This is a genomic window from Jannaschia rubra, from assembly GCF_001403735.1.
Taxonomy (GTDB): Bacteria; Pseudomonadota; Alphaproteobacteria; order Rhodobacterales; family Rhodobacteraceae; genus Jannaschia; species Jannaschia rubra.
Genome location: NZ_CXPG01000009.1, coordinates 304,338 through 329,260, shown reverse-complemented (window position 1 = coordinate 329,260; position 24,923 = coordinate 304,338). Strand labels below are relative to the sequence as shown.

The 24,923-nt window shown below is 64.6% G+C and carries 28 protein-coding genes; 13 read left to right on the top strand and 15 right to left on the bottom strand.

Annotated elements, in window-relative coordinates; all coding sequences use genetic code 11:
* Positions 1 to 20 precede the first annotated feature (20 nt).
* Genes JAN5088_RS01945 through JAN5088_RS01935 form a run of 3 tightly spaced genes read left to right on the top strand, consistent with a single transcriptional unit; the run spans position 21 to position 3,350 of the window.
* Positions 21 to 719, top strand: coding sequence for a type 1 glutamine amidotransferase (locus JAN5088_RS01945; protein WP_055681098.1), 699 nt, complete (start codon positions 21 to 23; stop codon positions 717 to 719).
* Positions 706 to 2,070 carry a glutamine synthetase family protein gene (locus JAN5088_RS01940; RefSeq protein ID WP_055681097.1) on the top strand — a complete coding sequence of 455 codons (1,365 nt, stop codon included), beginning with the start codon at positions 706 to 708 and terminating at the stop codon, positions 2,068 to 2,070. Before JAN5088_RS01945 ends, JAN5088_RS01940 begins: the two co-directional genes overlap by 14 nt.
* On the top strand, positions 2,067 to 3,350 hold the full coding sequence (locus tag JAN5088_RS01935) for an NAD(P)/FAD-dependent oxidoreductase (protein WP_055681096.1): 1,284 nt from the start codon (positions 2,067 to 2,069) through the stop codon (positions 3,348 to 3,350). Before JAN5088_RS01940 ends, JAN5088_RS01935 begins: the two co-directional genes overlap by 4 nt.
* A gap of 134 nt (positions 3,351 to 3,484) precedes the next feature.
* Here JAN5088_RS01935 and JAN5088_RS18100 read toward each other — a convergent pair whose 3' ends face one another.
* Together JAN5088_RS18100 and thyX are read right to left on the bottom strand one after the other, a co-directional pair.
* The gene (locus tag JAN5088_RS18100) at positions 3,485 to 4,549 is read right to left on the bottom strand and encodes a toll/interleukin-1 receptor domain-containing protein (protein ID WP_143114529.1); all 1,065 of its coding nucleotides are present in this window, start codon (positions 4,547 to 4,549) and stop codon (positions 3,485 to 3,487) included.
* The gene (thyX, locus tag JAN5088_RS01930) at positions 4,515 to 5,429 is read right to left on the bottom strand and encodes an FAD-dependent thymidylate synthase (RefSeq protein WP_055681095.1); all 915 of its coding nucleotides are present in this window, start codon (positions 5,427 to 5,429) and stop codon (positions 4,515 to 4,517) included. Before thyX ends, JAN5088_RS18100 begins: the two co-directional genes overlap by 35 nt.
* Positions 5,430 to 5,532: 103 nt before the next feature.
* On the opposite strand from thyX, the gene JAN5088_RS01925 reads away from it, so the two are divergent.
* Both JAN5088_RS01925 and JAN5088_RS01920 read left to right on the top strand, forming a co-directional pair.
* Positions 5,533 to 5,967, top strand: a complete 435-nt coding sequence (locus JAN5088_RS01925) for a VOC family protein (protein WP_055681094.1) — start codon at positions 5,533 to 5,535, stop codon at positions 5,965 to 5,967.
* Positions 5,968 to 6,059: 92 nt separating this feature from the next.
* The gene (locus JAN5088_RS01920) at positions 6,060 to 6,545 is read left to right on the top strand and encodes a hypothetical protein (RefSeq protein ID WP_055681093.1); all 486 of its coding nucleotides are present in this window, start codon (positions 6,060 to 6,062) and stop codon (positions 6,543 to 6,545) included.
* An 8-nt stretch (positions 6,546 to 6,553) separates the two neighbouring features.
* Here the strand turns inward: JAN5088_RS01920 and JAN5088_RS01915 are convergent, their stop codons facing one another.
* Positions 6,554 to 6,916, bottom strand: a complete 363-nt coding sequence (locus tag JAN5088_RS01915) for an Mth938-like domain-containing protein (protein ID WP_055681092.1) — start codon at positions 6,914 to 6,916, stop codon at positions 6,554 to 6,556.
* Between the two features lie 149 nt (positions 6,917 to 7,065).
* Here JAN5088_RS01915 and JAN5088_RS01910 point away from each other — a divergent pair, with 149 nt between their 5' ends.
* Positions 7,066 to 7,248, top strand: coding sequence for a hypothetical protein (locus JAN5088_RS01910; protein ID WP_055681091.1), 183 nt, complete (start codon positions 7,066 to 7,068; stop codon positions 7,246 to 7,248).
* 33 nt (positions 7,249 to 7,281) lie between these two features.
* Here JAN5088_RS01910 and secF read toward each other — a convergent pair whose 3' ends face one another.
* Genes secF through yajC form a run of 3 tightly spaced genes read right to left on the bottom strand, consistent with a single transcriptional unit; the run spans position 7,282 to position 10,235 of the window.
* Positions 7,282 to 8,247, bottom strand: coding sequence for a protein translocase subunit SecF (gene secF, locus JAN5088_RS01905; RefSeq protein ID WP_055681090.1), 966 nt, complete (start codon positions 8,245 to 8,247; stop codon positions 7,282 to 7,284).
* Position 8,248: 1 nt separating this feature from the next.
* Positions 8,249 to 9,913: a protein translocase subunit SecD gene (gene secD / locus JAN5088_RS01900; protein ID WP_055681089.1), complete on the bottom strand. Its 1,665-nt coding sequence runs from the start codon at positions 9,911 to 9,913 to the stop codon at positions 8,249 to 8,251.
* 1 nt (position 9,914) lies between these two features.
* Positions 9,915 to 10,235 carry a preprotein translocase subunit YajC gene (gene yajC / locus JAN5088_RS01895; RefSeq protein WP_055681088.1) on the bottom strand — a complete coding sequence of 107 codons (321 nt, stop codon included), beginning with the start codon at positions 10,233 to 10,235 and terminating at the stop codon, positions 9,915 to 9,917.
* Positions 10,236 to 10,395: 160 nt separating this feature from the next.
* Here yajC and serS point away from each other — a divergent pair, with 160 nt between their 5' ends.
* The gene (serS, locus tag JAN5088_RS01890) at positions 10,396 to 11,688 is read left to right on the top strand and encodes a serine--tRNA ligase (RefSeq protein WP_055681156.1); all 1,293 of its coding nucleotides are present in this window, start codon (positions 10,396 to 10,398) and stop codon (positions 11,686 to 11,688) included.
* Here the strand turns inward: serS and JAN5088_RS01885 are convergent, their stop codons facing one another.
* Positions 11,689 to 12,387, bottom strand: a complete 699-nt coding sequence (locus tag JAN5088_RS01885; RefSeq protein WP_055681087.1) for an HAD family hydrolase — start codon at positions 12,385 to 12,387, stop codon at positions 11,689 to 11,691. It abuts the gene before it with no gap.
* A gap of 87 nt (positions 12,388 to 12,474) precedes the next feature.
* On the opposite strand from JAN5088_RS01885, the gene clpS reads away from it, so the two are divergent.
* From clpS to JAN5088_RS01865, 4 genes are all read left to right on the top strand, one after another.
* Entirely contained in the window at positions 12,475 to 12,819 is a 345-nt protein-coding gene (gene clpS / locus JAN5088_RS01880; protein ID WP_055681086.1) for an ATP-dependent Clp protease adapter ClpS, read from the top strand.
* Between the two features lie 9 nt (positions 12,820 to 12,828).
* Positions 12,829 to 13,812 (top strand): class I SAM-dependent methyltransferase, encoded by a 984-nt coding sequence (locus JAN5088_RS01875; protein ID WP_055681085.1) that lies wholly within the window; start codon positions 12,829 to 12,831, stop codon positions 13,810 to 13,812.
* Positions 13,809 to 14,621: an SDR family NAD(P)-dependent oxidoreductase gene (locus JAN5088_RS01870; RefSeq protein WP_055681084.1), complete on the top strand. Its 813-nt coding sequence runs from the start codon at positions 13,809 to 13,811 to the stop codon at positions 14,619 to 14,621. The genes JAN5088_RS01875 and JAN5088_RS01870 overlap by 4 nt, the downstream gene beginning before the upstream one ends.
* 330 nt (positions 14,622 to 14,951) lie before the next feature.
* Positions 14,952 to 16,577, top strand: a complete 1,626-nt coding sequence (locus JAN5088_RS01865; protein ID WP_055681083.1) for a peptide chain release factor 3 — start codon at positions 14,952 to 14,954, stop codon at positions 16,575 to 16,577.
* A 24-nt stretch (positions 16,578 to 16,601) separates the two neighbouring features.
* On the opposite strand, the gene JAN5088_RS01860 is transcribed toward JAN5088_RS01865, so the two are convergent.
* Positions 16,602 to 17,027, bottom strand: coding sequence for an OsmC family protein (locus JAN5088_RS01860; RefSeq protein WP_055681082.1), 426 nt, complete (start codon positions 17,025 to 17,027; stop codon positions 16,602 to 16,604).
* 232 nt (positions 17,028 to 17,259) lie between these two features.
* On the opposite strand from JAN5088_RS01860, the gene JAN5088_RS01855 reads away from it, so the two are divergent.
* Positions 17,260 to 18,693, top strand: a complete 1,434-nt coding sequence (locus JAN5088_RS01855; protein WP_055681081.1) for a DEAD/DEAH box helicase — start codon at positions 17,260 to 17,262, stop codon at positions 18,691 to 18,693.
* Positions 18,694 to 18,707: 14 nt separating this feature from the next.
* Here the strand turns inward: JAN5088_RS01855 and JAN5088_RS01850 are convergent, their stop codons facing one another.
* The 7 genes from JAN5088_RS01850 to fabA all read right to left on the bottom strand — a co-directional run bounded on the left by JAN5088_RS01850 (position 18,708) and on the right by fabA (position 24,331).
* On the bottom strand, positions 18,708 to 19,655 hold the full coding sequence (locus tag JAN5088_RS01850) for a threonine ammonia-lyase (RefSeq protein ID WP_055681080.1): 948 nt from the start codon (positions 19,653 to 19,655) through the stop codon (positions 18,708 to 18,710).
* A complete protein-coding gene (locus JAN5088_RS01845; protein ID WP_055681079.1) occupies positions 19,637 to 20,461 on the bottom strand; it encodes an alpha/beta fold hydrolase in 825 nt (274 codons plus the stop codon). Before JAN5088_RS01845 ends, JAN5088_RS01850 begins: the two co-directional genes overlap by 19 nt.
* The gene (locus tag JAN5088_RS01840; protein ID WP_055681078.1) at positions 20,461 to 21,147 is read right to left on the bottom strand and encodes a haloacid dehalogenase type II; all 687 of its coding nucleotides are present in this window, start codon (positions 21,145 to 21,147) and stop codon (positions 20,461 to 20,463) included. The genes JAN5088_RS01845 and JAN5088_RS01840 overlap by 1 nt, the downstream gene beginning before the upstream one ends.
* Positions 21,148 to 21,202: 55 nt before the next feature.
* Positions 21,203 to 21,637, bottom strand: coding sequence for a Flp family type IVb pilin (locus JAN5088_RS01835; RefSeq protein ID WP_055681077.1), 435 nt, complete (start codon positions 21,635 to 21,637; stop codon positions 21,203 to 21,205).
* Positions 21,638 to 21,792: 155 nt separating this feature from the next.
* Complete coding sequence (locus JAN5088_RS01830; protein ID WP_055681076.1) at positions 21,793 to 22,581, bottom strand: enoyl-ACP reductase FabI; 789 nt, start codon at positions 22,579 to 22,581, stop codon at positions 21,793 to 21,795.
* Positions 22,578 to 23,807, bottom strand: coding sequence for a beta-ketoacyl-ACP synthase I (gene fabB / locus JAN5088_RS01825; protein ID WP_055681155.1), 1,230 nt, complete (start codon positions 23,805 to 23,807; stop codon positions 22,578 to 22,580). The genes JAN5088_RS01830 and fabB overlap by 4 nt, the downstream gene beginning before the upstream one ends.
* Before the next feature lie 14 nt (positions 23,808 to 23,821).
* Positions 23,822 to 24,331 (bottom strand): bifunctional 3-hydroxydecanoyl-ACP dehydratase/trans-2-decenoyl-ACP isomerase, encoded by a 510-nt coding sequence (fabA, locus tag JAN5088_RS01820; RefSeq protein WP_055681075.1) that lies wholly within the window; start codon positions 24,329 to 24,331, stop codon positions 23,822 to 23,824.
* Positions 24,332 to 24,481: 150 nt separating this feature from the next.
* On the opposite strand from fabA, the gene irrA reads away from it, so the two are divergent.
* Positions 24,482 to 24,910, top strand: a complete 429-nt coding sequence (irrA, locus tag JAN5088_RS01815) for an iron response transcriptional regulator IrrA (RefSeq protein WP_055681074.1) — start codon at positions 24,482 to 24,484, stop codon at positions 24,908 to 24,910.
* The last annotated feature ends 13 nt before the right edge of the window (positions 24,911 to 24,923 follow it).

Below are 24,923 nucleotides of genomic sequence, written 5' to 3'. Positions count from 1 at the left end.
ACGCATCAGACAGGTCTTCCGTGAAAATTGGCATCCTCCAGGCCGGACACACGCCCGATGCGCTTCTGGCGACGCGCGGTGATTTCGACGTCATGTTCATGCGCCTTCTGGATGGCCAGGGATTCGACTTCGCCTCCTACGACGTCGAGAACATGTCCTTCCCGGCCGGTATCGACGATGCGGACGGCTGGCTCATCACGGGATCGCGCCACGGGGCCTATGAGGACCACCCGTTCATCCCGCCCCTGGAAGAGTTCGTCCGCGATGCATATGCGGCGTCCAAACCTCTCGTCGGTATCTGCTTCGGGCATCAGATCGTGGCGCAGGCCCTGGGCGGTCGGGTCGAGAAGTTCCCGGATGGCTGGGCGCTCGGCCGGACGGAATACGAGCTTGCGGACGGTCGGCGGATCGCGCTCAACGCCTGGCATCAGGATCAGGTGACCGAATTGCCCGAAGGCGCCACGTCTCTTGGGCGCAATGCCTTCTGCGACAATGCAATCGTGGCATACGGCGATCGCGCCTTCACGGTGCAGCCCCACCCCGAATTCGACAACGCGCTGATGGCCGATTACGTCGACATGCGGCGGGGCAGCGGAACCTACCCCGACGACAGGATGCAGGCGGCGATGGATGGCACGGTCCTTCCCGTACAGTCCGATGTCATCGCCCGCGCCATCATCCGGTTCTTCACCACGAGGCAGGTCCATGTCGACACCTGAATGGCTGGCGCACGCGCCGGCCCACGCCCGCGCCTTCCTCGAAGGACGGCAACTCGACGAGGTGGAGTGCATCATCGCCGACCTGTCGGGCATCGCGCGCGGCAAGGCCATGCCCGCGGTCAAGTTCGCCAAGCAAACGCATTTCTACCTGCCCAGTTCGATCTTCCAGCAGACGATCGCGGGCGACTGGGCCGATGACGGCGATGCGGCCTTTCTGGAGCCCGACATGGTGCTGACACCCGACTTCAGCACAACCCGCGCCGCGCCTTGGACCGCCGACTGGACCATGCAGATCATTCACGAGATGTCCGAGCAGGATGGCACCCCGGTCCCCGTGGCTCCGCGGAACGTCCTGAAGCGGGTGGTCTCCCTCTATACGGAACGGGGGTGGAAGCCCGTCGTCGCGCCCGAGATGGAATTCTATCTGGTCGCCCGGAATATCGACCCCACGCAGCCGGTCATCCCGCCCATCGGCCGGTCGGGGCGCCGCGCCGCGGGCCGTCAGGCCTATTCGATGTCGGCCGTGGACGAGTACGGCCAGGTCATCGACGACATCTACGACTTCGCCGAAGCCATGGGGCTGGAGATCGACGGCATCCTTCAGGAGGGCGGGTCGGGGCAGGTCGAGATGAACCTGCGCCACGGCGACCCCGTCAAGCTGGCAGACGAGATCTTCTACTTCAAGCGCCTGATCCGTGAAGCGGCGCTGCGCCACGACTGCTATGCGACCTTCATGGCCAAGCCCATCCAGGATGAGCCCGGCAGCGCCATGCACATTCACCATTCGGTCGTCGATGCGGCCACCGGGCGGAACCTGTTCGACGGGGGCGACGGCACGGAAACGGCGGAATTCCTGCACTTCATCGGCGGCATGCAGAAGCATCTGCCGTCGGTCATCGCGCTGCTGGCGCCCTATGTGAACAGCTACCGCCGCTACGTCCGCGACTTCGCCGCGCCGATCAACCTGGAATGGGGCCGCGACAACCGGACCACGGGCCTGCGCGTGCCCATCTCGGACCCGGAGTCGCGGCGCGTCGAGAACCGCATCGCCGGCATGGATTGCAACCCCTACCTGGGTCTCGCCGCATCGCTGGCCTGCGGATACCTGGGGCTGGTCAACAAGCTCGACCCCGCGCCGCAATACGCAGGCGACGCCTATGACAGCGACGACGGTGCCATTCCACGCGACCTGTCCGCGGCGCTCGACATCTTCGACGCCGCGACCGAAATGCACGAGGTCCTGCACCCCCGGTTCGCGTCGATCTACTCCTCGGTCAAGCGGCTGGAATACGACGCCTTCCTGCAGGTCATCAGCCCGTGGGAACGGGAGCATCTTCTGCTCAACGTATGACCTCCTGGCTGCATGCGAACGGCGACAGGGGCGTCTGGCCGCGCACCTTCTACGCCGACGGGCTGGTCCTGCCGGACCCCTTGCCGCCGCTGAAGGGACAGGTCGACGCCGACCTTTGCATCGTGGGAGCGGGGATCACGGGCCTGTCGGCTGCTTTGCACGCAGCCCGAGCGGGAATGGAGGTCGTGGTACTGGAGGCACAGCGCGTCGGCTGGGGTGCCTCGGGGCGCAACGGCGGACAGGTCGGCACAGGCTTCAACTGGCCGCAGCGGAAGATGGAGGAGAAACTGGGCCGCGCCGACGCCCGCGCTCTCTGGGACCTGGCGGAGGAGGCGAAGGCCCTGACCCGTACCCTGATCGCCGACCATGCGCCCGACGCGAACTGGCGCCCCGGCGTCCTTGCCGCTGCCCGGACCGACACCGAATTCGCCACGCTACGCAAGGAGGCCGCGTGGATGGCCACGCACTACGGCACCGCCGCGGTCCCGCTGGACCGCGGCGCCGCGCTGGCGGACCGGATCGGCACCGGGGCCTACGCGGGCGGCGTGCTGGATGAGACGGCGGGCTTCTGCGATCCGCTGGCCTATACGCTGGGCCTTGCCCGCGCCGCACAAGCTGCGGGTGCCACGATCCACGAGGGGGCGGAGGTCCACGCGATCGACGGCACGACCGTCCGCACCGCCATCGGACAGGTCCGCGCCCGCGCCGTGGTGCAGGCGACCAACGGATATTCCCCCTGGCTGACCGACCGGACCGCCGTACGCGTCCTGCCCATCAACAACTACATTGCCGTCACCGAACCGCTGGCCCACCCGCCGATGCGGACGCCCACAGCCGTGGCCGACAGCCGCTTCGTGGTGAACTACTTCTGGCAGACGGACGACGGCCGCCTCGTCTACGGTGGAGGCGAAAGCTACGGCAAACGCTTTCCCCGCGACATCGCCGCCCGCGTCCGCCGCAACCTGGCCCGCGTCTATCCCGACCTTGCCGACGTCCGCTTCGACCACGCCTGGGGAGGCACCCTCGCCGTCACCGCCACCCGCCTGCCCTACCTCGCCGAAGTCGCCCCCGGCGTGTTCTCGGCCGGAGGATATTCGGGGCACGGGCTGGCGCTCTCGGCGCTCTTCGGAAAGCTCTGCGTGGAGGCGGCGCGGGGCGAGCGGGGCCGGTTCGACCTGGTGGGGAGATTGCCGGTTCCGGCGCTGCCGGGGGGACGGCTGTTCGGCGGGCTGATGGCGCAGGCGGGGATGGTTTGGGGTGCGGTGATGGATCGGTTTTAGCCGATCAATCGCTCCAGTAGAGCGATCAAAGCGCAGAGCGGCCGGAGTGGAGGCGGAGGAGCACGCTTGGTGTGATTAACGGCGGACTTAACACAGCTATCAACCGTATTAGAAACTCCAGTTCTGCACCCTACTTACAACAAGGGACGGGTTGAAAACTGAATGGAAAATTTTCCTCTTTGCGGTTTTTCCGCTGGCCCCAAAGGAATATCTGAAAGAAAGCGGACGGAGAACGATCCCTTAAAACAATCCCCTGAAACAAATCCATATGCGTCAAGATGATAATCAAGAGAAATATCCATGGGTACTTCTATCATGGTGCCCGTTGCAAGATCAGGAAATTCCTCGCCACGACGCAGTATCAGAGGCTGTTGATATGTAAAGTGCGTTAAGACATTTTCATCCATTGAAAGATGCGTGGCATTTGAAATAGCATGAAAACCTGATGCGCCCAGCCTTTTCTGAAGCCTCTGCATAAGAGGGAGCGGTGAAAGAGTTTCGATATAAGCAACAATTTTTCCTAACCCGCTATCTCTTGCGCACCAGCCCCGCTCGATAGAGACCCGCATACCTTGAAACAAAGCAGGAGCGCCGGGCATTTCATCGTATGTTAAACTCCCAGCTATTATATCGACCTCAGAAGGTATACCTTCTGCAAGTGGTTCGCCGACGAACAACTTGGGCTCGCTCACACCAAGAGAAGTCAGCAAACTCCTCATGCCGTCTTCCCAAGATGCTAAGTTACAATGTTGTAGATCGCTATATTTTTCGCCTCCTCCTATGGTTCGATCTTCAATATCTTCCTCGTCAAGCTTCACTGGAATCAACCAGCTCTTTGATTGCGGTCTTTTGCGGACTTCGTCAATAGCGACAACTAACTCTTCGTTAGCATAGGTACTTTCCCGAACCGTTCTGTTTTTCGAATGAACTGATATAAAGAATGAGCCATTCCTGATTGCATCCTCAAGAGCTGTTTTCCATCGAGTTCCCGGTATTAACTGCTCTTTGTCCAGCCAAACTGAAATGCCATTCTCCTCAAGTATCGCCTTAATCAGGTGTACCGCGGAATAGTCTTCTTTGACATAAGAAATGAACGCACGCTTCTTTATCATTTTGCCACGCTCCCCAATTACTGAAATCGCTCCAGACACAACACCCATAACTTTACCCCACCACCCTCCTAAACTCCCGCCACTCACCAGCACTCATCCCGCTATTCTCTAACGTCACCTCCTCCCCGGCCACCATCCGCCGCACGCACTCCACCCCCTTCGCGCTCAGCGACGCCCCTCCCAGCCGGTAGTCCTCGAAGGCCGCGTAGGCCAAGGGCACCCAGTCGGCGACGATCCGGCACATCGCCTCGGCATAGACGCGGATTTCCATCTGGGCGTGGGGGTCGGCGCGCAGGCGCAGGAAGTGGAACAGGTTGTGCAAGTCCACCTTCCAGTACCATTGCGTATAGACGTTCGCCGGCAGGTTCATCCGCGCCAGTTCGCGGGCCAGACCGGCCTGGGGGGTGCCGTCGGGGGCGGTGTCGGAGATCATCGCCTCGTAATGGTCATAGGCGCGGTTCGAATCGTCACGCAGCCAGTCAAGGACGCGGGCCGCCTCCTCGCCCGACAGGGCCTCGCCCCGTCCCTGGTTGTTGACGACGCTTTGCGCGGCGAGGTCGCATTTGGCGGGGATGTAGAATTCGCGGTCGAGGATGGAGTAGCGCGCGGAATATTCGTTCACGTTCGCCGTCCGATGCCGGATCCACTGGCGCGCGACGAAGACCGGCAGCTTGACGTGCAGCTTGACCTCGCACATCTCGAACGGCGTCGAATGCCAGTGCCGCATCAGGTAGCGGATCAGCCCTGCGTCGTTCGACACGGCCTTCGTCCCCCGGCCATAGCTGACGCGCGCCGCCTGACAGATGGCGGCATCGTCGCCCATGTAGTCGATCACGCGGATGAAGCCGTGGTCCAGCACGGGGTGCGCGGTATAGAGATGCTCCTCCATCCCCGGGACGGTGGCGCGGCGGGTCTGATGCGACTGCGCCCGTTGTTCGTCTATTTCGGCCTGCTGTTCCGGTGTCATGGCGGTCCCCTTCGATTCTCTGCCGCAAGGTATCGCGGGGGTGCGGGGGTTGCACCAAGGCGCGAGTGCATTACCGTTAGCGCTGTCACCGAAAGGAACCGGCATGCCCCTGACCTATCTGCACACCATGGTCCGCGTGAAGGACCTCGACGCCTCGATGGAATTCTACAAGCTTTTGGGCCTGAAGGAGCGCCGCCGCAGCGAAAGCGAGAAGGGCCGGTTCACATTGGTCTACCTCTGCCCGCCGGAGCAGGACGACGGCCACGCCGATCTGGAGCTGACCTACAACTGGGACGGCGACGACGGCCTGCCGTCCGACAGCCGCCATTTCGGCCACCTCGCCTACACCGTCGACGACATCTACGCGACCTGCCAGATGCTGATGGACAACGGCGTGACGATCAACCGGCCGCCACGCGACGGGCACATGGCCTTCGTCCGGTCGCCGGACAACATCTCGATCGAACTGCTGCAGGGAGGCGAGGCGAAGGCACCGCAGGAACCCTGGGCCAGCATGGAGAACACCGGCCATTGGTAAAGCTGCCCTGACCGGGGACGCGCCGCGAACTCACCATGAATTCGCCCGATTTCGCCTGCATCACGTAGTGCAACCCATCGGAGCGAACTGCCATGCGCATCCTGACCCCCTTCCTCCACGACGAGACGGCGACCGTCGCGTTGAACTGGGTCGTCCTGACGGCGGGACTCACCGGGCTTGCCGGCGCTGCCATGGTGGTCTTCTCGGGTGAGATCGACGCACTGTCGTTCAACGTGGGCGCGGGCATGCAGAACCGGGAGCAGCGTCCGTCCTGGGCCTACAAGCCTCACGATCAGGCGCGATACGACGGAATGCGGACGGCGCTGGCCACCTTGACCCGGCCGGAACTCGACGCGGTCTCGGCTTGGGGCAACGCGCTGCGCCCGTACCGCGACACGGTCTCTGGCGAGGATGGGGAGGCGTTCGACGACCTCGACGCCGCGATCACGGCGAATTTCGGCGACCGTTCGCTGGAACGCGGCACTGAAACGACGGCTGACGAGCAGGCCTTGGCAGGCGCTTTCGCCAAGCTCGGGGTTTCTGCCCAGAACGGATCGGGGGCGACCGGACCGACCTAAGCAATCGCTCAGGATCGTTCGACTGAGAGGACGGCCGCGGCCACCCGCCGCCCCTCGCCCACAAGGACGTTGTAGGTCCGGCAGGCGGCCGGGGTGTTCATGACCTCGAACCCAAGACCCGCATTCTCCACCGCCTGACGCAGATCAGCGGGAACATGCGTGATCTCCGCCCCTGTTCCGACAAGCACGAAATCCACAACGTCGGCCAGACGGGTCAGGGCGGTCATGTCGGCGTAGCCTTCCCAGCGGGCCATCCCGCCCGGGTGCAGAACGATCGCGCCCTCCACCACTTCACCGCCCACGCGGAAGAAGCCGGGGCCGTAGCCATCGAACGGGCGCGCACCGTCGAAGGTCATTTCTGTCAGGTCCATACCGAAACCCTCCTTTGCGAAAACAGCTGCGGCGCCCAGTCAGAATTGTGGCCCACCCTGTATACAATGCCTGCCGAAAGCGCCGCATCTTTGCCACAAACAAGTGCCAAGTTTGCCATAATTTCGACGAGAGCGGAGGGGGCCCAATCATGACATTGCAAGACTACGCAAGATCCGAACGCGCCACCGTGACGGTAGACTGGGTCATCCTGACGGCCGCGCTGGTGGGCCTCTCCCTGGCCGTCACGGGGGTCGTGGCCGAAGGTCTGGGCAAGGCGGTAGACGAGCTGTCCCGCATCCTGAGCAACATCGAGATCAATACGGAGTTCTGATCGCTTTCGCTCCGTCAAGCTGTGGTCCGACGATCAGGCATCCAGGTCGGCAAATTGCGTTCCCGCGTCGGAAGGTTTTTTTGGGTCGCGGTTCACGCCAAGCCACAGCACCACGTTCTTAGCGACGTAGACCGACGAATAGGTTCCCACGATCACACCCCAGAAGATCGCGAAGACAAAGCCCCGGATCACGTCGCCCCCGAGCACGAGAAGTGCCAACAGGGCGATCAGCGTCGTCCCGGACGTCATCAGCGTGCGCGACAGCGTCTCGTTGACCGAACGGTTCATCACGTCGACCAAGGGTGATTTCTTGTACTTTATGAGGTTCTCGCGCAGCCGGTCGAAGATTACCACCGTGTCGTTGATCGAATAGCCGATGATGGTCAGCAGGGCCGCGATCACGGCAAGGTCGAACCGGATCTGCAGCAGCGCGAACACCCCGATCGTCAGGATCACGTCATGGAACAGAGCGACAACCGCGCCGACCGAGAACTGCCATTCGAACCGTAGCCAGATGTAGAACAGGATCGCGACCAGCGATGCGCCGACGGCCAGGAACGCCGTCGTCACCAGCTCCCCCGAAACCTTCGGGCCGACGGATTCGACGGAAGGAAAGGTGATCGTCGGATCGACTGTCCGGAGCGCTTCCTCGACTGCGGCAATGGTCTCCGGCGTCACGGCTTCCGCGTCGCCTTGTGCCTGGATGCGGACCTGGCCAACATGTCGTCCCTCCGCAAAGGTCGGGTCGAAGACCTCGGTAATGGAGACATCACCCAATCCAAGGGGGGCGATGGCAGCGCGATAATCGCCCACATCGACCGCCTGCGCGGACTCGGTCCGGATCGTGGTCCCGCCAAGGAAGTCGATACCAAAATTCAGCCCGAAAACCACCCAGGCGAGCACGGCAACAATCATCGCGACGACGGATAAGCCGAAAGTGAACTTTCGCCAGGCGAAGAAATCCCAGTTGGTCTCGTCGGGGACAAGTTTCAGACGCATCTCAGACCTCGATCTGCTTGGGGCGGCGACGTTCGAACCAGATGATGATCAACAGTCGCGTGACGAAGATCGACGTGAAGACGGACGTCATGATCCCCACACCCAGCGTGACCGCGAACCCGCGGACGGGACCGGACCCGAGCATGAACAGGATCGTCGCGATAATGAACGTGGTGATGTTGGCATCGACGATGGCCGACAGTGCACGCTCATAACCCAGCGAGATCGCGCGCGCCGGACCGCGCGCAGTCTTCAGTTCCTCGCGAATGCGCTCGAAGACCAGGACGTTCGCATCGACCGCCATGCCGATGGTCAGCACGATACCCGCAATCCCAGGCAAGGTGAGCGTACCGCCGATCATGGACAGGATTCCGAAGATCAAGGCAACGTTGATCCCCAAAGCAACCGTTGCGAACACGCCGAACAGACCGTAGCTCGCGATCATGAAGACCACCACGGCGGCCATCGCGACGAGCGATGCGGTTTGTCCCGCGTCGATGCTGTCCTGGCCCAATTCCGGGCCGATGGTGCGTTCTTCGAGAAAGGTCATCGCCGCCGGCAAGGCCCCGGCGCGCAGCAGGATGGCCTGACGGTTGGCTTCCTCGACGCTGAAGTTGCCGGTGATCTGCCCCGACCCGCCGGTGATCGCCTCACGGATGTTCGGTGCAGTGACCACCTGATCGTCAAGGACGACGGCAAAAGGCGATCCGACGTTCTCAGCGGTATAGATGGCAAAGATGCGGGCGCCGGCCGGATTGAACCGGAAGGTGACGGAGGGAGAGCCGTTCTGGTCGAATCCCGGTTGGGCATCGACAAGGTCGTCGCCGCTGACGACCGGCGTGCGTTCCAAAATGTAGAAACGCTCTGGATCGTCGATGTCGGGCAGCAGGATCTGGTCGGCCGACACCGGCGCATTGGGGTCGCGCGTCTCGCCCCGCACAGGATGGAAGGTCAGCTTGGCCGTTGTACCGATAAGTTCCTTCAGTTCCTGAGCTGAGCCGATGCCCGGAACCTGGATCAGGATGCGGTCGCCGCCCTGTCGCTGGATCGTCGGTTCGCGGGTTCCGGCCTCGTCCACCCGGCGGCGGATGATTTCGAGCGATTGCGCCAGCGTCCGCTCGTCGATCGCCGCACGCTCGGCCTCCGACAGACGGACGGTCAGGGTGTCACCGCTGCCCGACACTTCGATGTCCTGCTGGCCCACGCCCGACAGCGAGGTGATCGGGCGGGACAGTCCGCGCACCGCATCGACCGCGGCCTGAAGACCCGCGGGCTCGGATATGCGGACGCTCAGCGCATCCCCCGGCCCATTCTGGCGACGGATGGTGCCGACGGTATCGCGAAGGTCACGCAGGGTATCGCGCACCTCGGGCCAATAGGCGTCGATCCGGCTCTCATAGACGTCGGCCAGTTGCACCTCGGCCAGAAGATGGGCGCCGCCGCGCAGGTCCAGGCCCAGGTTGACGACGCCCGATGGCAGAAACTCTGGCCAGGCCGCAATGTCCTCGGCCATCTCGGGAGTTGTGACGGCCCCGCGCTCGATCGCGGTCATGGCGTCGTTATGGCGCTCCGCTCGCGAATAGAAGGCATTGGGCAGCGCAAGCGCCAGCCCGACAAGGCAGACGAACAGGATCGCCAGCCGTTTCCAGAGCGCGAGGTCGATCATGTCAGGCGGCCGGATCGGTCTTCGACAGCACTTGGGTGATGGTAGCACGCACGACGCGCACCTTCACGCCGTCCGCAATTTCGACCTCGACCTCGGCATCGTCCTTGATCTTGCTCACCTTGCCGATCACGCCGCCTTGGGTGACAACCTGGTCGCCGCGCCGAAGGGCTGCGACCATCGCCTTGTGTTCCTTCATCTTCTTCTGCTGCGGGCGGATCAACAGGATGTACATGATCGCGAAGATCAGGATGAGGGGCACAAAGCTGGTCAGGCCACCGGCGATGCCACCGGCGGATTGCGCATAGGCGGGGGTTGCGAACATGTCTGGTCCCTTGCGTGTCCGGGGCTGTCGTGCGCCCCCTGGAAAAGTCGCGGCAACCTATAAGCCGCGCCCTGTCGGTGCAAGCGCATGTGGCAGCCTCTGGTCCGGACGGGCGGCCTGTGGCATGTCGCCGGTCGAGACTTATGCGAAGGGCAGACCCATGCACGACATCCGCATCATCCGCGAAGATCCGGCCGCCTTCGACGCGGCCCTCGCCCGCCGGGGGCTGGCGCCGGTTTCCTCCGATATCCTCGCGCTGGACGAAGCGCGGCGCAGAGCCATCGCCGGCTCGGAAAGTGCCTTGGCGGAACGGAACGCGGCATCAAAGGAAGTCGGGGTCGTGAAGTCCAGGGGCGACGACGCCGAGTTCGAACGTCTGCGCGCGCTCGTCGCCGCCAAGAAGGATGAGATCGCCCGGCTGGAGGAGGAGACCCGTGCCGCCGATGCCGCCCTGCGCACCGCGCTGCTGGAAATCCCGAACCTCCCCGACGCCGATGTGCCCGATGGCGCGGACGAGACCGACAATGTCGAAGTGAACCGCCGGGGCACGCCCCCGACCTTCGACTTCGCGCCCCTTGAACACTACGACATCGCGGGCGTGAAACCTGGCATGGACTTCGAGACCGCCGCCCGGCTGTCCGGCACGCGCTTCGTGCTCCTGCGCGGCGGCGTGGCCCGCATCCACCGCGCGCTGGCGCAGTTAATGCTCGACGTTCACACTCAGGACAACGGCCTGACCGAGGTCAACGGCCCCGTCATGGTCCGTGAAGAGGCCATGTTCGGCACCGGGCAACTGCCCAAGTTCGGCGACGACAGCTATCTCACGCGCGAAGGTTTCTGGCTGATCCCCACGTCGGAGGTGACCCTGACGAACACCGTCGCGGGCGAGATCCTCGATGCGGAAGCCCTGCCCCGGCGCATGGTCTCCCATTCGCTGTGCTTCAGGTCCGAAGCCGGTTCGGCCGGCCGCGATACCTCCGGAATGCTCCGGCAGCACCAGTTCGAGAAGGTCGAGATGGTGAGTGTCACCCACCCCGACGAAAGCCGGGCGGAGCTGGACCGCATGACCCGCTGCGCGGAGGACATTCTGGAACGGCTCGGCCTGCCCTATCGCACCGTCGTCCTGTGCACCGGCGACATGGGGTTCGGCGCGCGGCGGACCCATGACATCGAGGTCTGGCTGCCGGGTCAGGATACCTACCGCGAGATTTCGTCCTGCTCCACCACCGGCGATTTCCAGGCCCGTCGCATGAACGCGCGGTTCCGTCCCGCAGGCGGCGCCAAGCCCGAGTTCGTGCATACGCTGAACGGGTCGGGGCTGGCCGTGGGGCGTTGCCTGATCGCCGTGCTGGAAAACGGTCAGCAGGCGGACGGGTCGGTCCGGCTGCCCGACGCTCTCGGTCCTTGGCTCGGTGGCAAGCTGACGCTGACGGCCGAGGGCGCGCTCGCCTGATCAAAGTTCGCGGATCAGGTCCGGCAACTCCGCCAGCGTCTCGATCCGGCGATAGCGTTCGGCTCCCTCGGGGGCCGGCGCGGCCTCCAGCGCCCATTCGATGCGCGACGGGCAGAAGACCCCCCAGGCGCCCACGGCGATGGCAGGAAGGACGTCGGACTTCATCGAATTGCCCACCATCAGCGCGTTCGACGGACCGTCACCATGCAGCGCGAAGGCACGCACATAGGTCGCGGGCGTCTTGTCGCTGACGATCTCGATTCCGTCGAACAATTCCCCAAGCCCGGACTCGGCCAGCTTGCGCTCCTGATCCAGAAGATCGCCCTTGGTGATGAGGACGAGGGTATGACGCTCGGCCAACTGCCGGACACAATCCTCGGCGCCGGGCAGCAGGTGGACAGGATGGCGCAGCATCTCCCGTCCCTCCGCCAGAAGCCGCTCGATCACATGGGCCGGAACCCGGCCTTCGGTCACCTCGATCGCCGTCTCGATCATCGACAGGGTGAAGCCCTTTATCCCGAAGCCGTAGTGTCCGATGTTGCGACGTTCCGCCGCGAGCAGCCGTTCCATCAGGTGATCCGGATCGGAATGGTCGGCCAGAAGGTCCGCGAAACGCTCCTGCGTCAGGCGGTAGAACGTCTCGTTCTGCCAGAGCGTGTCGTCGGCGTCGAAGCCCACGGTGGTGACGGTATCGGACATGGTCGCGGGTTGCCCCCTCTTTTCCTGCGTGGATGGATGGCTATATGGTCCGGTTCATCCAGTCATGTCACCATCGGACCTGCAACCATGCGCCTCGATCCCCATTCCATGGCCGAAACGCCGGAAGACGGCGACGGCGACACGTCCGTCGTCACCCGGACCCGGCCCAAGACGCAGCGGCCACCGCTCTACAAGGTGCTGCTGCTCAACGACGATTACACGCCGATGGAGTTCGTGGTCGTCGTGCTGGAGCGTTTCTTCGGCATCACCCATTCGCAGGCGGTCGAGATCATGCTGACCGTCCACAAGAAAGGCCTCGCCGTCGTCGGCGTCTTCAGCCACGAGATCGCCGAGACCAAAGTGGCGCAGGTGATGGATTTCGCGCGCCGGCATCAGCACCCCTTGCAGTGCACGATGGAGAAGGAGGAGTAATCCTCCGCCATGAACTCACGCCTGTCCCTTGCCCTGTCGGGCGGTGCCGTCGCCCTGCCGGACGGCCGGGTGGTCCTGTTTCGCCCCCCTGCCGATCTCGACCTCGACGGCCTGCCGGACGGGGTCGTGGCGATGCAGGGGTTCCGACCCGACCATGATGCCCTTGCCGCACGCGGCGTCGATGTGATGGCGGAAGTGGGCGGGCCGGCCGACGCCGCCGTGGTCTTCGTCGCCCGGTCCAAGGCCCTCACGCGGGACATGATCGCGCGGGCCTGTGCGATGGTGCCTGCGGGAAATCCGGTCGTGGTCGACGGCGCACGGGCCGATGGCATCGATTCCATCGTGCGGGACTGTCGTGCCGTCTTCGATGTGGGCGAGGTCTTCGCCAAGGCCCACGGCAAGTGCTTTTCCTTTCCGTCCGGGCCGGCTCCCGATGGCTGGGCCGCCGCGACGCAGAGGGTCGACGGAATGGAAACGCGAGCTGGGGTCTTTTCGGCGGATGGGGTCGACCCCGGCTCCGCCATTCTGGCCCGGTACGTCACGGGCCTCTCGGGGCAGGTCTGCGACCTGGGCGCCGGATGGGGCTACCTTTCGCGGGTCGTTCTGACCTCTGACAAGATCAGCCGTTGCGCTCTGGTGGAGGCGGAGCATGACGCTTTAGCCTGCGCGCGTGGGAATGTGACGGACCCGCGCGCCGAATTTCATTGGGCTGACGCAACGACGTGGGCCGGGGGGCCGTTCGACACCGTCGTGACGAACCCGCCGTTCCACACCGCCCGAAAGGCCGACCCTTCCATCGGGCGCGCCTTCATTGCCGCCGCGGGACGCCTGCTGACGCCGGCCGGGCGGCTCATCATGGTGGCGAACCGGCATCTTCCATACGAGGCCGCGCTGGGCGAGACCTTCGCCGAGACCGTGGTGGTGGAGGATACCGGCGGCTACAAGGTGATCGAGGCGCGCAGGCCGCGCCGGACACGAGGACGGAGCCGATGACCAACAGCATCGAAGGCAAGACCGCCATCGTCACCGGGGCCGCCAACGGCGTCGGGCTGGCGGTGGCGCGGCATTTCGTCGAACAGGGCGCCAACGTCATGTTCGCCGACCGCGACGAGGAACGCCTGCTGGCCGAAGTCGGCGACGCCCAGATCGAGGAAGGCGCGCGCCTGCGGTATTTTGCCGGCGACCTGCGCGAACGCCTGACCATCGCCAACCTGCTGTCCGCCACCATCGACGCCTTCGACCGCGTGGACATCCTGGTGAACGCGTCGCGGCGCATCCAGATCACCGATCCTCTCGATCCCGATGACGACAGCGTGACAGCACTTCTGGAACAGAACCTGATGACGGCGGTCAAGCTGACGCAGGCCGTGGCCAAGCGGATGATCCATCAGGCGGAGCGGGACAAGCAGGAAAATGGGACGATCGGGACCATCGTCAACCTGAGTTCCATCGCTGGTCGCCGGACACAGCCCGCGCTCCTAGGCTATTCGATCAGTGCTGCGGCGCTCGATCAGGCGACACGCAGCCTTGCGGTCAGCCTCGCGAAGGAACGGATCCGGGTGAACGGGGTGGCCGTGGGCTCGATCATGTCGGGCAACCTGCAGGCGCTGCTGGGCGACGCCCGCGATCTGCGGCAGGCCATCGTCGATGCGACCCCGATGGGCCGGATCGCGGCCCCAGTGGAACTGGCCGAGACGATACAATTCCTCGCCTCCGACGCCTCCAGCTTCATGACGGGGCAAATTCTCACCGTCGACGGCGGGCGAACCCTAATCGACCCGGTGGTCGAACCCGCCCACTAAAAGCCGCGGGTCGCGCCTGGTCGGGCGCGGCCTGTGGGGCCGGCAGGCTGGACAGGATGAATGGCCCGAACGCTGTCAGAGGCCGGCCGGGCACACGCAGTCCGAGCCCCGCCGCGCCCCGTCATTGGTTGGCATAGCGCTGCCGAACGATCGTTCCAGCAGGCGTGACAACAAGACCAGGGTACCCGCGATGACACCACCCGACCCATGAAACATGTTCATCGCGCCCCCACCGCTTCCCTCAGGAGCAGGGCTAGCGCCAGACCGTGACCGAGCAGTTAACACCGCAGTCGATTGCGGCCCGTGGTGGCCGCGCCTATATGGGCCGTCATGCTTGAGACACCCGCACCGAACCGTCCCACCCTGCCGCCGGAGATCGCGCGCCGCCGGACCTTTGCCATCATCAGCCATCCGGACGCGGGCAAGACCACGCTGACGGAAAAGTTCCTGCTGTATGGCGGGGCGATCCAGATGGCGGGACAGGTCCGCGCCAAGGGCGAGGCGCGTCGGACCCGGTCCGACTTCATGAAGATGGAGCAGGATCGCGGCATCTCGGTCAGCGCCTCCGCCATGTCCTTCGATTTTGCCACCGCGGACCGGGCCTTCCGGTTCAATCTGGTCGATACGCCCGGTCACTCCGATTTTTCGGAGGATACCTATCGCACGCTGACGGCCGTGGACGCGGCCGTGATGGTGATTGACGGCGCCAAGGGGATCGAGAGCCAGACCCAGAAGCTGTTCGAGGTCTGCCGCATGCGCGACCTGCCGATCCTGACGTTCTGCAACAAGATGGACCGCGAAAGCCGCGACACCTTCGACATCATCGACGAGATCCAGGAAAACCTCGCCATCGACGTCACGCCCGCCTCCTGGCCCATCGGCGTCGGGCGGGAATTCATCGGATGCTACGACCTGCTGCATGACCGGCTGGAATTGATGGACCGTGCCGACCGCAACCGGGTTGCCGAAACGGTCCGCATCTCGGGGCTCGACGATCCGCAGCTGGAGGCCCGCATTCCCGCCGACCTGCTCGCCAAGCTGCGCGAGGAGGTCGAGATGGCGAGGGAGCTTCTGCCGCCGATGGATCCCGCGCGCTTTCTTGAAGGGTCACTGACGCCGATCTGGTTCGGCTCGGCCATCAACAGCTTCGGCGTGCAGGAACTGATGGCCGGCATTGCCGAGTTCGGCCCCGAACCGCAGCCACAGCGCGCAGAACCGCGACAGGTCGGTGCCGACGAAACATCGGTGACGGGCTTCGTCTTCAAGGTGCAGGCCAACATGGACCCCAAGCACCGCGACCGCGTGGCTTTCGTGCGCCTCGCGTCGGGGCATTTCGAACGCGGCATGAAGCTGACGCATGTCCGCACCAGAAAGCCGATGTCGGTGTCCAACCCCGTCCTGTTTCTGGCCGCCGATCGCGAGCTGGCGGAGGAAGCCTGGGCCGGTGACATCATCGGGATCCCGAACCACGGCCAATTGCGGATCGGCGACGCGCTCACCGAGGGAGAGACCCTGCGCTTCACCGGCATCCCGTCGTTCGCCCCCGAGCTTCTGCAGACCGTTCGTGCCGGCGACCCCATGAAAGCCAAGCATCTGGAAAAGGCGCTGATGCAATTCGCCGAGGAAGGCGCGGCAAAGGTCTTCAAACCCGCAATCGGCTCGGGCTTCATCGTCGGAGTGGTCGGACAGTTGCAATTCGAGGTTCTCGCCTCGCGGATCGAACTGGAATACGGCCTGCCCGTCCGGTTCGACACGACCCAGTTCAAGTCGGCCCGATGGCTGTCGGGCTCCAAGGCCGCGTTGGACGGGGTGATCGCGAAGAACCCGCAGCATATTGCCCACGACAACGACGGCGATCCGGTCTTCCTGACCCGACTTCAGTGGGACATCGACCGGATCGAACGCGATCATCCGGACGTACGACTGAGCGCTACGAAGGAAATGATGACGGGGTAGGCCCCGCCATCGTTCCGGCGGCGGTCAGGACACCTTGGCATCCATCGTGATCTCGGTCGCAAGCAACTTCGATATCGGGCAATTGGCCTTGGCCGTCTCGCAGGCGGCCAGGACATCCTCGTCCGACGCGTCGGGAACCGAGACGGTCACATCGAGGTGGGATTTCGTCACGGCAAACCCGCCGTCGACCTCGTCCAGAGTTACCGTGGCCTTCGTATCGATGGACGACGGCGTCAGGTCCGAATCGCCCAGAACCATCGACAGCGCCATGGAAAAGCAGGACGCATGGGCCGCTGCGATCATTTCTTCGGGGTTGGTTCCGGGCTTGCCCTCGAACCGGGTGTTGAAACCATAGGGCTGGTCGTTCAGAGCCCCGGATTCCATAGATACCCGACCCTTCCCGTCCTTCAATCCGCCTTCCCAATGGGCGCTTCCGTGTTTCTTGGGCATCGTGACCTCCTCTTGTATGGCTCATGGGTCAACACCCATCATGCCGCCCTGTTCCCCGGCGCGCTGCGCCAAGTTGACCCCTCTCCCCGCCTTTGCTAGGGCAACGCGACGGCAGCGGGCCAATGGGTCCCCGCCGCAGACGTGATTTCCGAGGGGCGCATCAGGTGCAGGCGTCCCGCCATCCCTTCTCCGAGCGCGGGCAATACGGCCCAAGGCTCCAAACAGGACGCCCATGACAAGCTTTTCCGACCTGAACCTGGACCCCAAGGTTCTCAAGGCCATTGAGGCCGCAGGCTATACCACCCCCACGCCGATCCAGTTGGGTGCCATCCCGCCCGCGTTGCAGGGGCGCGACGTCCTCGGGATCGCCCAGACCGGCACCGGCAAGACGGCGAGCTTCACGCTTCCCATGATCACCCTTCTGGGCAAGGGCCGCGCGCGGGCACGGATGCCCCGGTCGCTGGTGCTCGCCCCCACGCGGGAACTCGCCGCGCAGGTCGCGGAGAACTTCGACACCTATGCCAAGGGCAGCCGGCTCAAGAAGGCCCTGCTGATCGGCGGCGTGTCCTTCAAGGAACAGGACCAGCTGATCGACCGGGGTGTCGACGTCCTGATCGCGACGCCCGGGCGCCTGATCGACCATTTCGAGCGCGGCAAGCTTCTGCTCACCGGGGTCGAGATCATGGTCGTGGACGAGGCGGACCGGATGCTCGACATGGGGTTCATTCCCGACATCGAACGCATCTTCGAGATGACGCCCTTCACTCGACAGACGCTTTTTTTCAGCGCCACGATGGCGCCCGAGATCGAGCGGATTACAAACAAGTTCCTGTCCAATCCCGAGAAGATCGAGGTCGAGCGGCAGAACTCCACCTCCGCCACGATCACCCAGATCCTGATCGAGCATGAGCCGAAGCGCAAGGACATGGCCGCCAAGGACAAGCGCGAGATCCTGCGCGCGATCATCGAACGCGATGGGGCCGACCTGCGGAACGCGATCATCTTCTGCAACCGGAAGACCGAGGTGGACACGGTCGCGAAGTTCTTGAAAACCAACGGTTACAACGCCGAACCGATCCACGGCGACCTGGACCAGTCGCAGCGCACGCGCACGCTGGACGGGTTCCGCGACGGATCGCTGCGGTTCCTCGTGGCGTCCGACGTGGCCGCGCGTGGCCTCGATATCCCGAATGTGAGCCACATCTTCAACTTCGACGTTCCCAGCCATGCCGAAGACTACGTCCACCGGATCGGCCGGACCGGACGCGCTGGCAAGCTGGGCATAGCCTACACCCTGTCGACGCCGTCGGACGCGAAATACCTCGATGCGATCCGGCACTTGGTAAAGGCAGAGATTCCAACCGGCGAGAACCCCTGGACCGCTCCCGGCGGCAAGGCGGAGACGCAGGAGCCAGCGGCGGAGGAGCCACGTCGCACCTCGTCCCGGACGCGCAGCCGGTCGAAACCCAAGGCGGAAGCTCCGAAGGACGCGCCCGAAGCCCCGCGTGAGGAGCCAGCCGCCCAGTCGGAGGCCCCGGCGGCTCGGCCGAACGACCGGTCCCGTGGTCGGCGCAACGGCGATTCAGGCCCGCGCGTGGTGGGTCTGGGCGACCATGTTCCGAGTTTCATCGAGATGAGCTTCGAGGAACGGCGCAGCGAGGGCTGAGTCTTACCCGCGGTTCATCCGCGGGCCAGCGCCCTTTCGAACACCGCGCGATCGACATTGCCGCCCGTGGCAATGACGGCGACGTTGCCGTCGTGATGAAACAGGCCAGCGGCCAGCGCGACCGCGCCACCCGGCTCCAGTACGATCCGCAGATGGTGCCACGCCAGCGCCATGGCCCGTAGCGCTTCTTCATCGCTGACTGCGATGCCCGGCCCACAAAGCGTGGACATGATCGGAAAGGTCATCTCACCCGGCGCGGGCGTCAGGATGGCATCGCAGATCGAGCCCGTCGCCTTGTCGTTCCGGACCCGCTCCCCCAAGAGCAACGACCGCGATACGTCGTCGAACCCCTTCGGCTCCACCGGCCGCACCGTTGCGCGGCCTGCGAGGGCGATCGCGACGCCCGACGTAAGCCCCCCGCCCCCGCAGCACACGAGCACCTCGTCAACGCCCTCCGGCAAATCCTCCCCGATCTCCAGCCCGCAGGTTCCCTGCCCTGCAATCACGCGCGGATCGTCGAACGGTCGCACAAGCTCCAACCGCCGCTCCGCAACCAAGGCCGCGCCGATGGCGTCACGGTCCTCGCGCGCGCGATCGTAGAGCACGACCTTGGCTCCATAGGCGCGGGTATTGTCGATCTTCACCGCCGGCGCATCGGCCGGCATGACGATAACGGCGGGGATGCGCATCATCCACGCCGCCAGTGCCACGCCCTGCGCGTGGTTTCCCGACGAAAAGGCGACCGCCCCACGCGCACCCGGCCCGAGTTGTGACAAAGCGTTGAACGCGCCACGAAACTTGAAGCTTCCGGTCTTCTGCAGGTTCTCGGCCTTGACGAAGATCCGCCGCCCGAAGGCCGCGTCCAGCAGCGGCGCATTCAGAAGCGGCGTGCGCACGGCGTGGCCTCGCAGGCGCTCCGCGGCCGCGTCGATGTCGGCGCGGGTTACAGGAGCATCGTCCATTCGTTCAGCGCCTCCAGCGCCTCCGGCTCATCCAGGAAGGGCACATGGCCGCGGCCGGGTACTTCGGCGACGATCATGTCGGGCCTGCGACGCCGCATCTCGGCCAGCGTCGCGGGCGTCAGCAGATCAGAATTCGCCCCCCGGATGCAGGCGAGCGGCAGGCCATCCAGCGCATCGAACAGCGGCCAGAGGTCGGGCGGCGGCAGGCCATCCGCTTCCAGCACCGCATCGCGCAGCCGTGCATCGTAGTTGATGACGAGGCCGTCGTTCGTTTCGCGATAGTGCTTCTCGACCTCCTCGCGCCAACGGCTTTCGGGAACGCCTTCGAACCCGGCCATCAGCCGGGCCCGCTGCGCGACGGCGTCGTCAAGGGTGGCGGCCGAGGGGTTCCGTCCGACGTAGTCCCGAATCGCATCCATGCCGTCGGGCGCGATTTCGGGGCCGATGTCGACCAGGCAGAGCCCGCCGACCCGATCCTTGGCCATCATCGCGAGGGCCATGCCGATCAACCCGCCCCGAGACGTCCCCAGGATCGGCGCGCGGTCGATGCCCAGATGGTCCAGCAACTCCAGAACATCGCGGGCCTCGGTCGGAATGGTATAGCTGCGCCAGTCGGGCGCGCGCTGCGACTTGCCGCGTCCACGATAGTCGAGCCGGATCACCCGGTGTTCGCCGACGAGATATGGCAGGACGTATTCGAAATCGGTCGAGTTCCGCGTCAGGCCCGACAGGCATACCAGCGGCGGCCCGTCGCCCTGATCCTCGTACCAGAGGCGCAGGTTGTCGGATGACTTGAACTCGGGCATCAGATCGACGCGGCCAGGTCGGGGATGCCGGACAGATCGCTCAGCACATGGGCGGGCGTCCATGGCAGACGTTCCATCGGCTGCCCTGCCCTGTTCACCCAGACCGAGGTGAAGCCGTATCCTGCCGCCGCTGCCGCATCCCAGCCGTTTGCCGAAACGTACAGGACATCGCGTCGTTGGCCGCCGAACGCCCGGCCGACCATGTCGTAGACTTTGAAGGACGGCTTGTAGACGCCGACGCTTTCCACCGACAGGACGTGATCCAGAAGGCGTCCGATGCCCGCCGATGCGACCGCTTCCTGCAACATCTCGGGCGAGCCGTTCGACAGGATGCCGGTCGCGCGGCCCGCGTCCTTCAACGCCTGCAGAGCCTCGGTCACGTCAGGATAGGCGACCAGTTCGCCGTAAAGCTGCATCAGGCGATCCCGCAAGGCGGGGTCGTCCAACCCTGCAGCTTCGAGCGCCCAGTCGAGCGCATCGCCAGTGACCTTGTGGAAATCGGCATGGTCATCGGTGACCGCGCGAAGCCAGGTGTATTGCAGCTGCTTCTCGCGCCAGTCGCGCGCAACCTGCCGCCAGTGGTCCGATAGCGCCTCGAACCCGTCCTCCGACGCGGCCTCGCGCGCGGCGGAGGTCACGTCGAACAGCGTGCCATAGGCGTCGAAGATACAGGTTTCCATGGGCATGCCGGGCCCCTTTCGGCGTGTCGCGATCGGCCGGACCCTGACACGGGCCTTTCGCCTAGTCGAGACCGCGCAAGACGATATCGCACGCCATCAGACCGCGAATAGTGTCATTGCGTGACCAGGTCCCGCCGGGTCGGCCATCCGCCATCCGGGCATAATCCCGAAGCAGGTCCGCATCGCTGAGGCTGGCGGAATAGGTGGCGAACCAGGTGTCGGGGTCGATCGGCTCATCCCCCCGCGCGGCGGCGCTCTCCTCCTCGCGCATGCGCACGCCATCAAGCCCGCCCCCGCAGAGATCGGACCCGAAGCTTTGTCGCACCACCTGTTCGCGGAGCTGGTCGGAAGTTTCGAACGCGACGTCGTCTATCCCGCCGGATACGGTTCCGACAACGGACAGGGCCGTTCCCGCGATCACGGCCGTCAGGACGATCCAGTCCAGCGAGACAGCGCCGGATTCCTCCGAAATAAATCTATCAATCAGCGTCAGCACGTCGAAAAATTCCGTGTAACAAGGTTAATAGTGACGTCGTGCCATCAGGATGCGGCGCAATTGCGACAAAACGCCCCTCGTGCTGCCCAATTCGTCAAATTTTCCGGAGCCCTGAGCGGTGATCCGCCGACAGGTGGCGAATGTCCTTCGAATCGTCAGAGGTTCTCAGGCCGTGGCATCCCCATGACATGATAGCCACCATCCACGTGGATCACCTCGCCCGTGGTCGAGGCGCCCGCATCGCTGCAGAGGTAGAGCGCCGTGCCACCGATGGCCTCCAGCGTCGCATTGGCCCGCATGGGTGCGTTCGTCTCGGCGTGGCGGAACGTCTTGCGCGCGCCGCCGATGGCCGCACCCGCCAGCGTCTTCATGGGGCCGGGGCTGATCGCATTGACGCGGATGCCGTCCTGCCCCAGGTCGGACGCCAGATACCGCACCGATGCCTCCAACGCGGCCTTGGCCACGCCCATCACGTTGTAGAACGGCATGACCCTGCGGGAGCCTTCGAAGGTCAGCGTCAGGATGGTGCCGCCTTCGGTCATGAGCGGTGCGGCCCGGCGCGCCACCTCGATCAGGGAATAGCACGACACGTCCAGCGAATGCTTGAAGTTGGCGCGGCTGGTGTTGACGAAGCGACCGGTCAGTTCCGACTTGTCTGAAAACGCGATGGCGTGGACGACGAAGTCGAGCCGTCCGCCTTCGGCCAGGCTGGCGAAGGCCGCATCGAGCGACGTATCGTCGGTGACGTCCACGTCCAGCATCGTGTCCGCCCCCAGGCTTTCCGCCAGCGGTGCGAGCCGCTTGCCGAAGGCCTCGCCCTGGTAGGTAAATGCCAGATCCGCCCCAGCCTCGGCCAAGGCTTTCGCGATGCCCCAGGCGATGGAACGGTCGTTCGCCACGCCCATGACCAGCCCGCGCTTGCCGCGCATGTCCAGGGCGGTCATGTCCGGTGCTTCGAGATGATGACGGTGCCGTTCGTCCCGCCGAAACCGAAGGAATTCGAGAGGATCGAATCGATCTCGACTCCGTCCTTGAGCTCGGTGTTGATCTCCGACGGCGACAATTTTGGATCGAGTTCGGTCACGTTGATCGACGGCGCGATGAACCCCTTGTTCATCATCAGCATGGAGTAGATCGCCTCCTGGACTCCGGTCGCGCCGAGGGAATGACCCGTCATCGACTTGGTCGACGAGACGGGCGGCGTCTTCCCCTCGCCGAAGATGTTCCGCAGGGCCACGATCTCCTTTATGTCGCCTACCGGCGTCGATGTGCCATGCGAATTGACGTAGTCGATCCGGCGATCCTCCGGCAACTGGCTCAGCGCGAGACGCATTGCCCGCTCGCCACCCTCGCCCGACGGCGCGACCATGTCGGCCCCGTCCGAGGTCGCGCCGTAGCCCGTCACCTCGCCGTAGATCTTCGCTCCGCGCGCAATGGCCCGCTCGCGCTCCTCCAGGACCACGACCCCCGCCCCGCCCGCGATGACGAAGCCGTCGCGCGTGGCGTCATAGGGGCGCGAGGCTTTCTCCGGCGTGTCGTTGTACTTGGACGACATGGCGCCCATCGCGTCGAACAGGCACGACAGGGTCCAGTCCACCTCCTCGCCGCCGCCGGCGAAGACGATGTCCTGCTTGCCGAACTGGATCTGCTCGACCCCGTTGCCCATGCAGTGCAGCGACGTCGTGCAGGCCGAGGTGATCGAATAGTTCACCCCCTTGATCCCGAAGGGCGTCGCAAGGCAGGCCGAATTGGTGGACGACATGCAGCGCGTCACCATGAAGGGGCCCATCCGCTTGGGGCTTCCCTTGTTGATGACCGTGTCGAAGGCGGTGAAGAAGTTGGACGTGGATGGCCCGCCCGACCCCATCACGAGGCCCGTGCGCTCGTTCGAGACCTCGTTCTGCTCCAGCCCCGAATCCGCGATGGCGCGTTCCATGGCGATGAAGTTGTAGGCCGCGCCCGGCCCCATGAACCGCAGGTCGCGCTTGTCGATGTGATCCTCGACCACGATGTCGGGCACGCCGTGGACCTGGCTGCGGAAGCCGTGCTCCGCATAGATCGGAGCGAAGGTGATGCCGGACTTCCCCGCGCGCAGCGAAGCCTCCACCTCATCCGGTGTGTTGCCGATGGGCGAGACGATCCCGATCCCGGTGACGACGACGCGACGCAGCATTGTTCTACCCCTCAGCTCTCGGAAAGAGCGACTTTCATGTCCTTGACGATATAGATGACTTCTCCATCCGCCTCGACGACTCCATCGGCCACGCCCATGGTCAGGCGGCGCGTCTGCAATGCCTTGGTAAAGTCGACCTTGTAGGTCAGCATCCTGCGATCCGGCCGCACCATGCCCGTCAGCTTTACCTCACCCACGCCCAGGGCATAGCCCCGCCCCTGCCAGCCGCGCCAGCCGAGGTTGAACCCCGTCAACTGCCAGAGCCCGTCTAGACCCAGACATCCGGGCATGATCGGATTGCCGGGAAAGTGACAGCCGAAGAACCACAGGTCCGGCGTGATGTCGAATTCGGCGACGACATGACCCTTGCCATGAAGGCCGCCGTCGCCGGAGATGTCGGTGATCCGGTCCATCATCAGCATCGGCGGTTCGGGCAGTTGCGCGTTGCCCGGCCCGAACAGCTCGCCCCGCGCGCATTTCAGCAGGTCATCGCGGTCGAAAGAAGTCGGATAGTCGGCCATGAGCCCCCCAGAAGATCGGTCCCGGCCGGTCTATCACCCGACGTTTCGGCCTCGCAACCCTGCGCGAGGTGGCGATACGTCGGAAGGGGGGCCTGGCATGCGTGGCGAATCCGTTTGAAAAGCCCGTGTCCCGGCCCCTATATTGCGGTCATGGATACCCTCAGCGACATTGCACGCCAACGCGGCGAAACCTGGCTGATGCGGGCCGACGTTCGCCCGACGCGTCAGCGCGTCCTGTTGGCATCGTTGCTTGTCGGCGATGGACGTGATCGGCACGTGACCGCGGAATGGCTGCACGACGCCGCCCGACGGTCCGGCGACCGGGTCTCCCTCGCGACGGTCTACAATACGCTGCGGGCCTTTACCGAGGCAGGACTCGTGCAGGAAATCACGGTAGACGGCACGGGGTCCTATTTCGACACCCGTCTCGACGATCATCCGCATTTCTATTGGGAAGACGACGCCCGCCTCACCGATGCCGGAACCCAGCCGCTAGAAATCGTGGACCTTCCCGATGCACCCGAAGGCATGGAAATCGCGAAGGTCGACGTGGTGATCCGCCTTCGGGCGAAGGTCTGAGGAACGGAAAGGG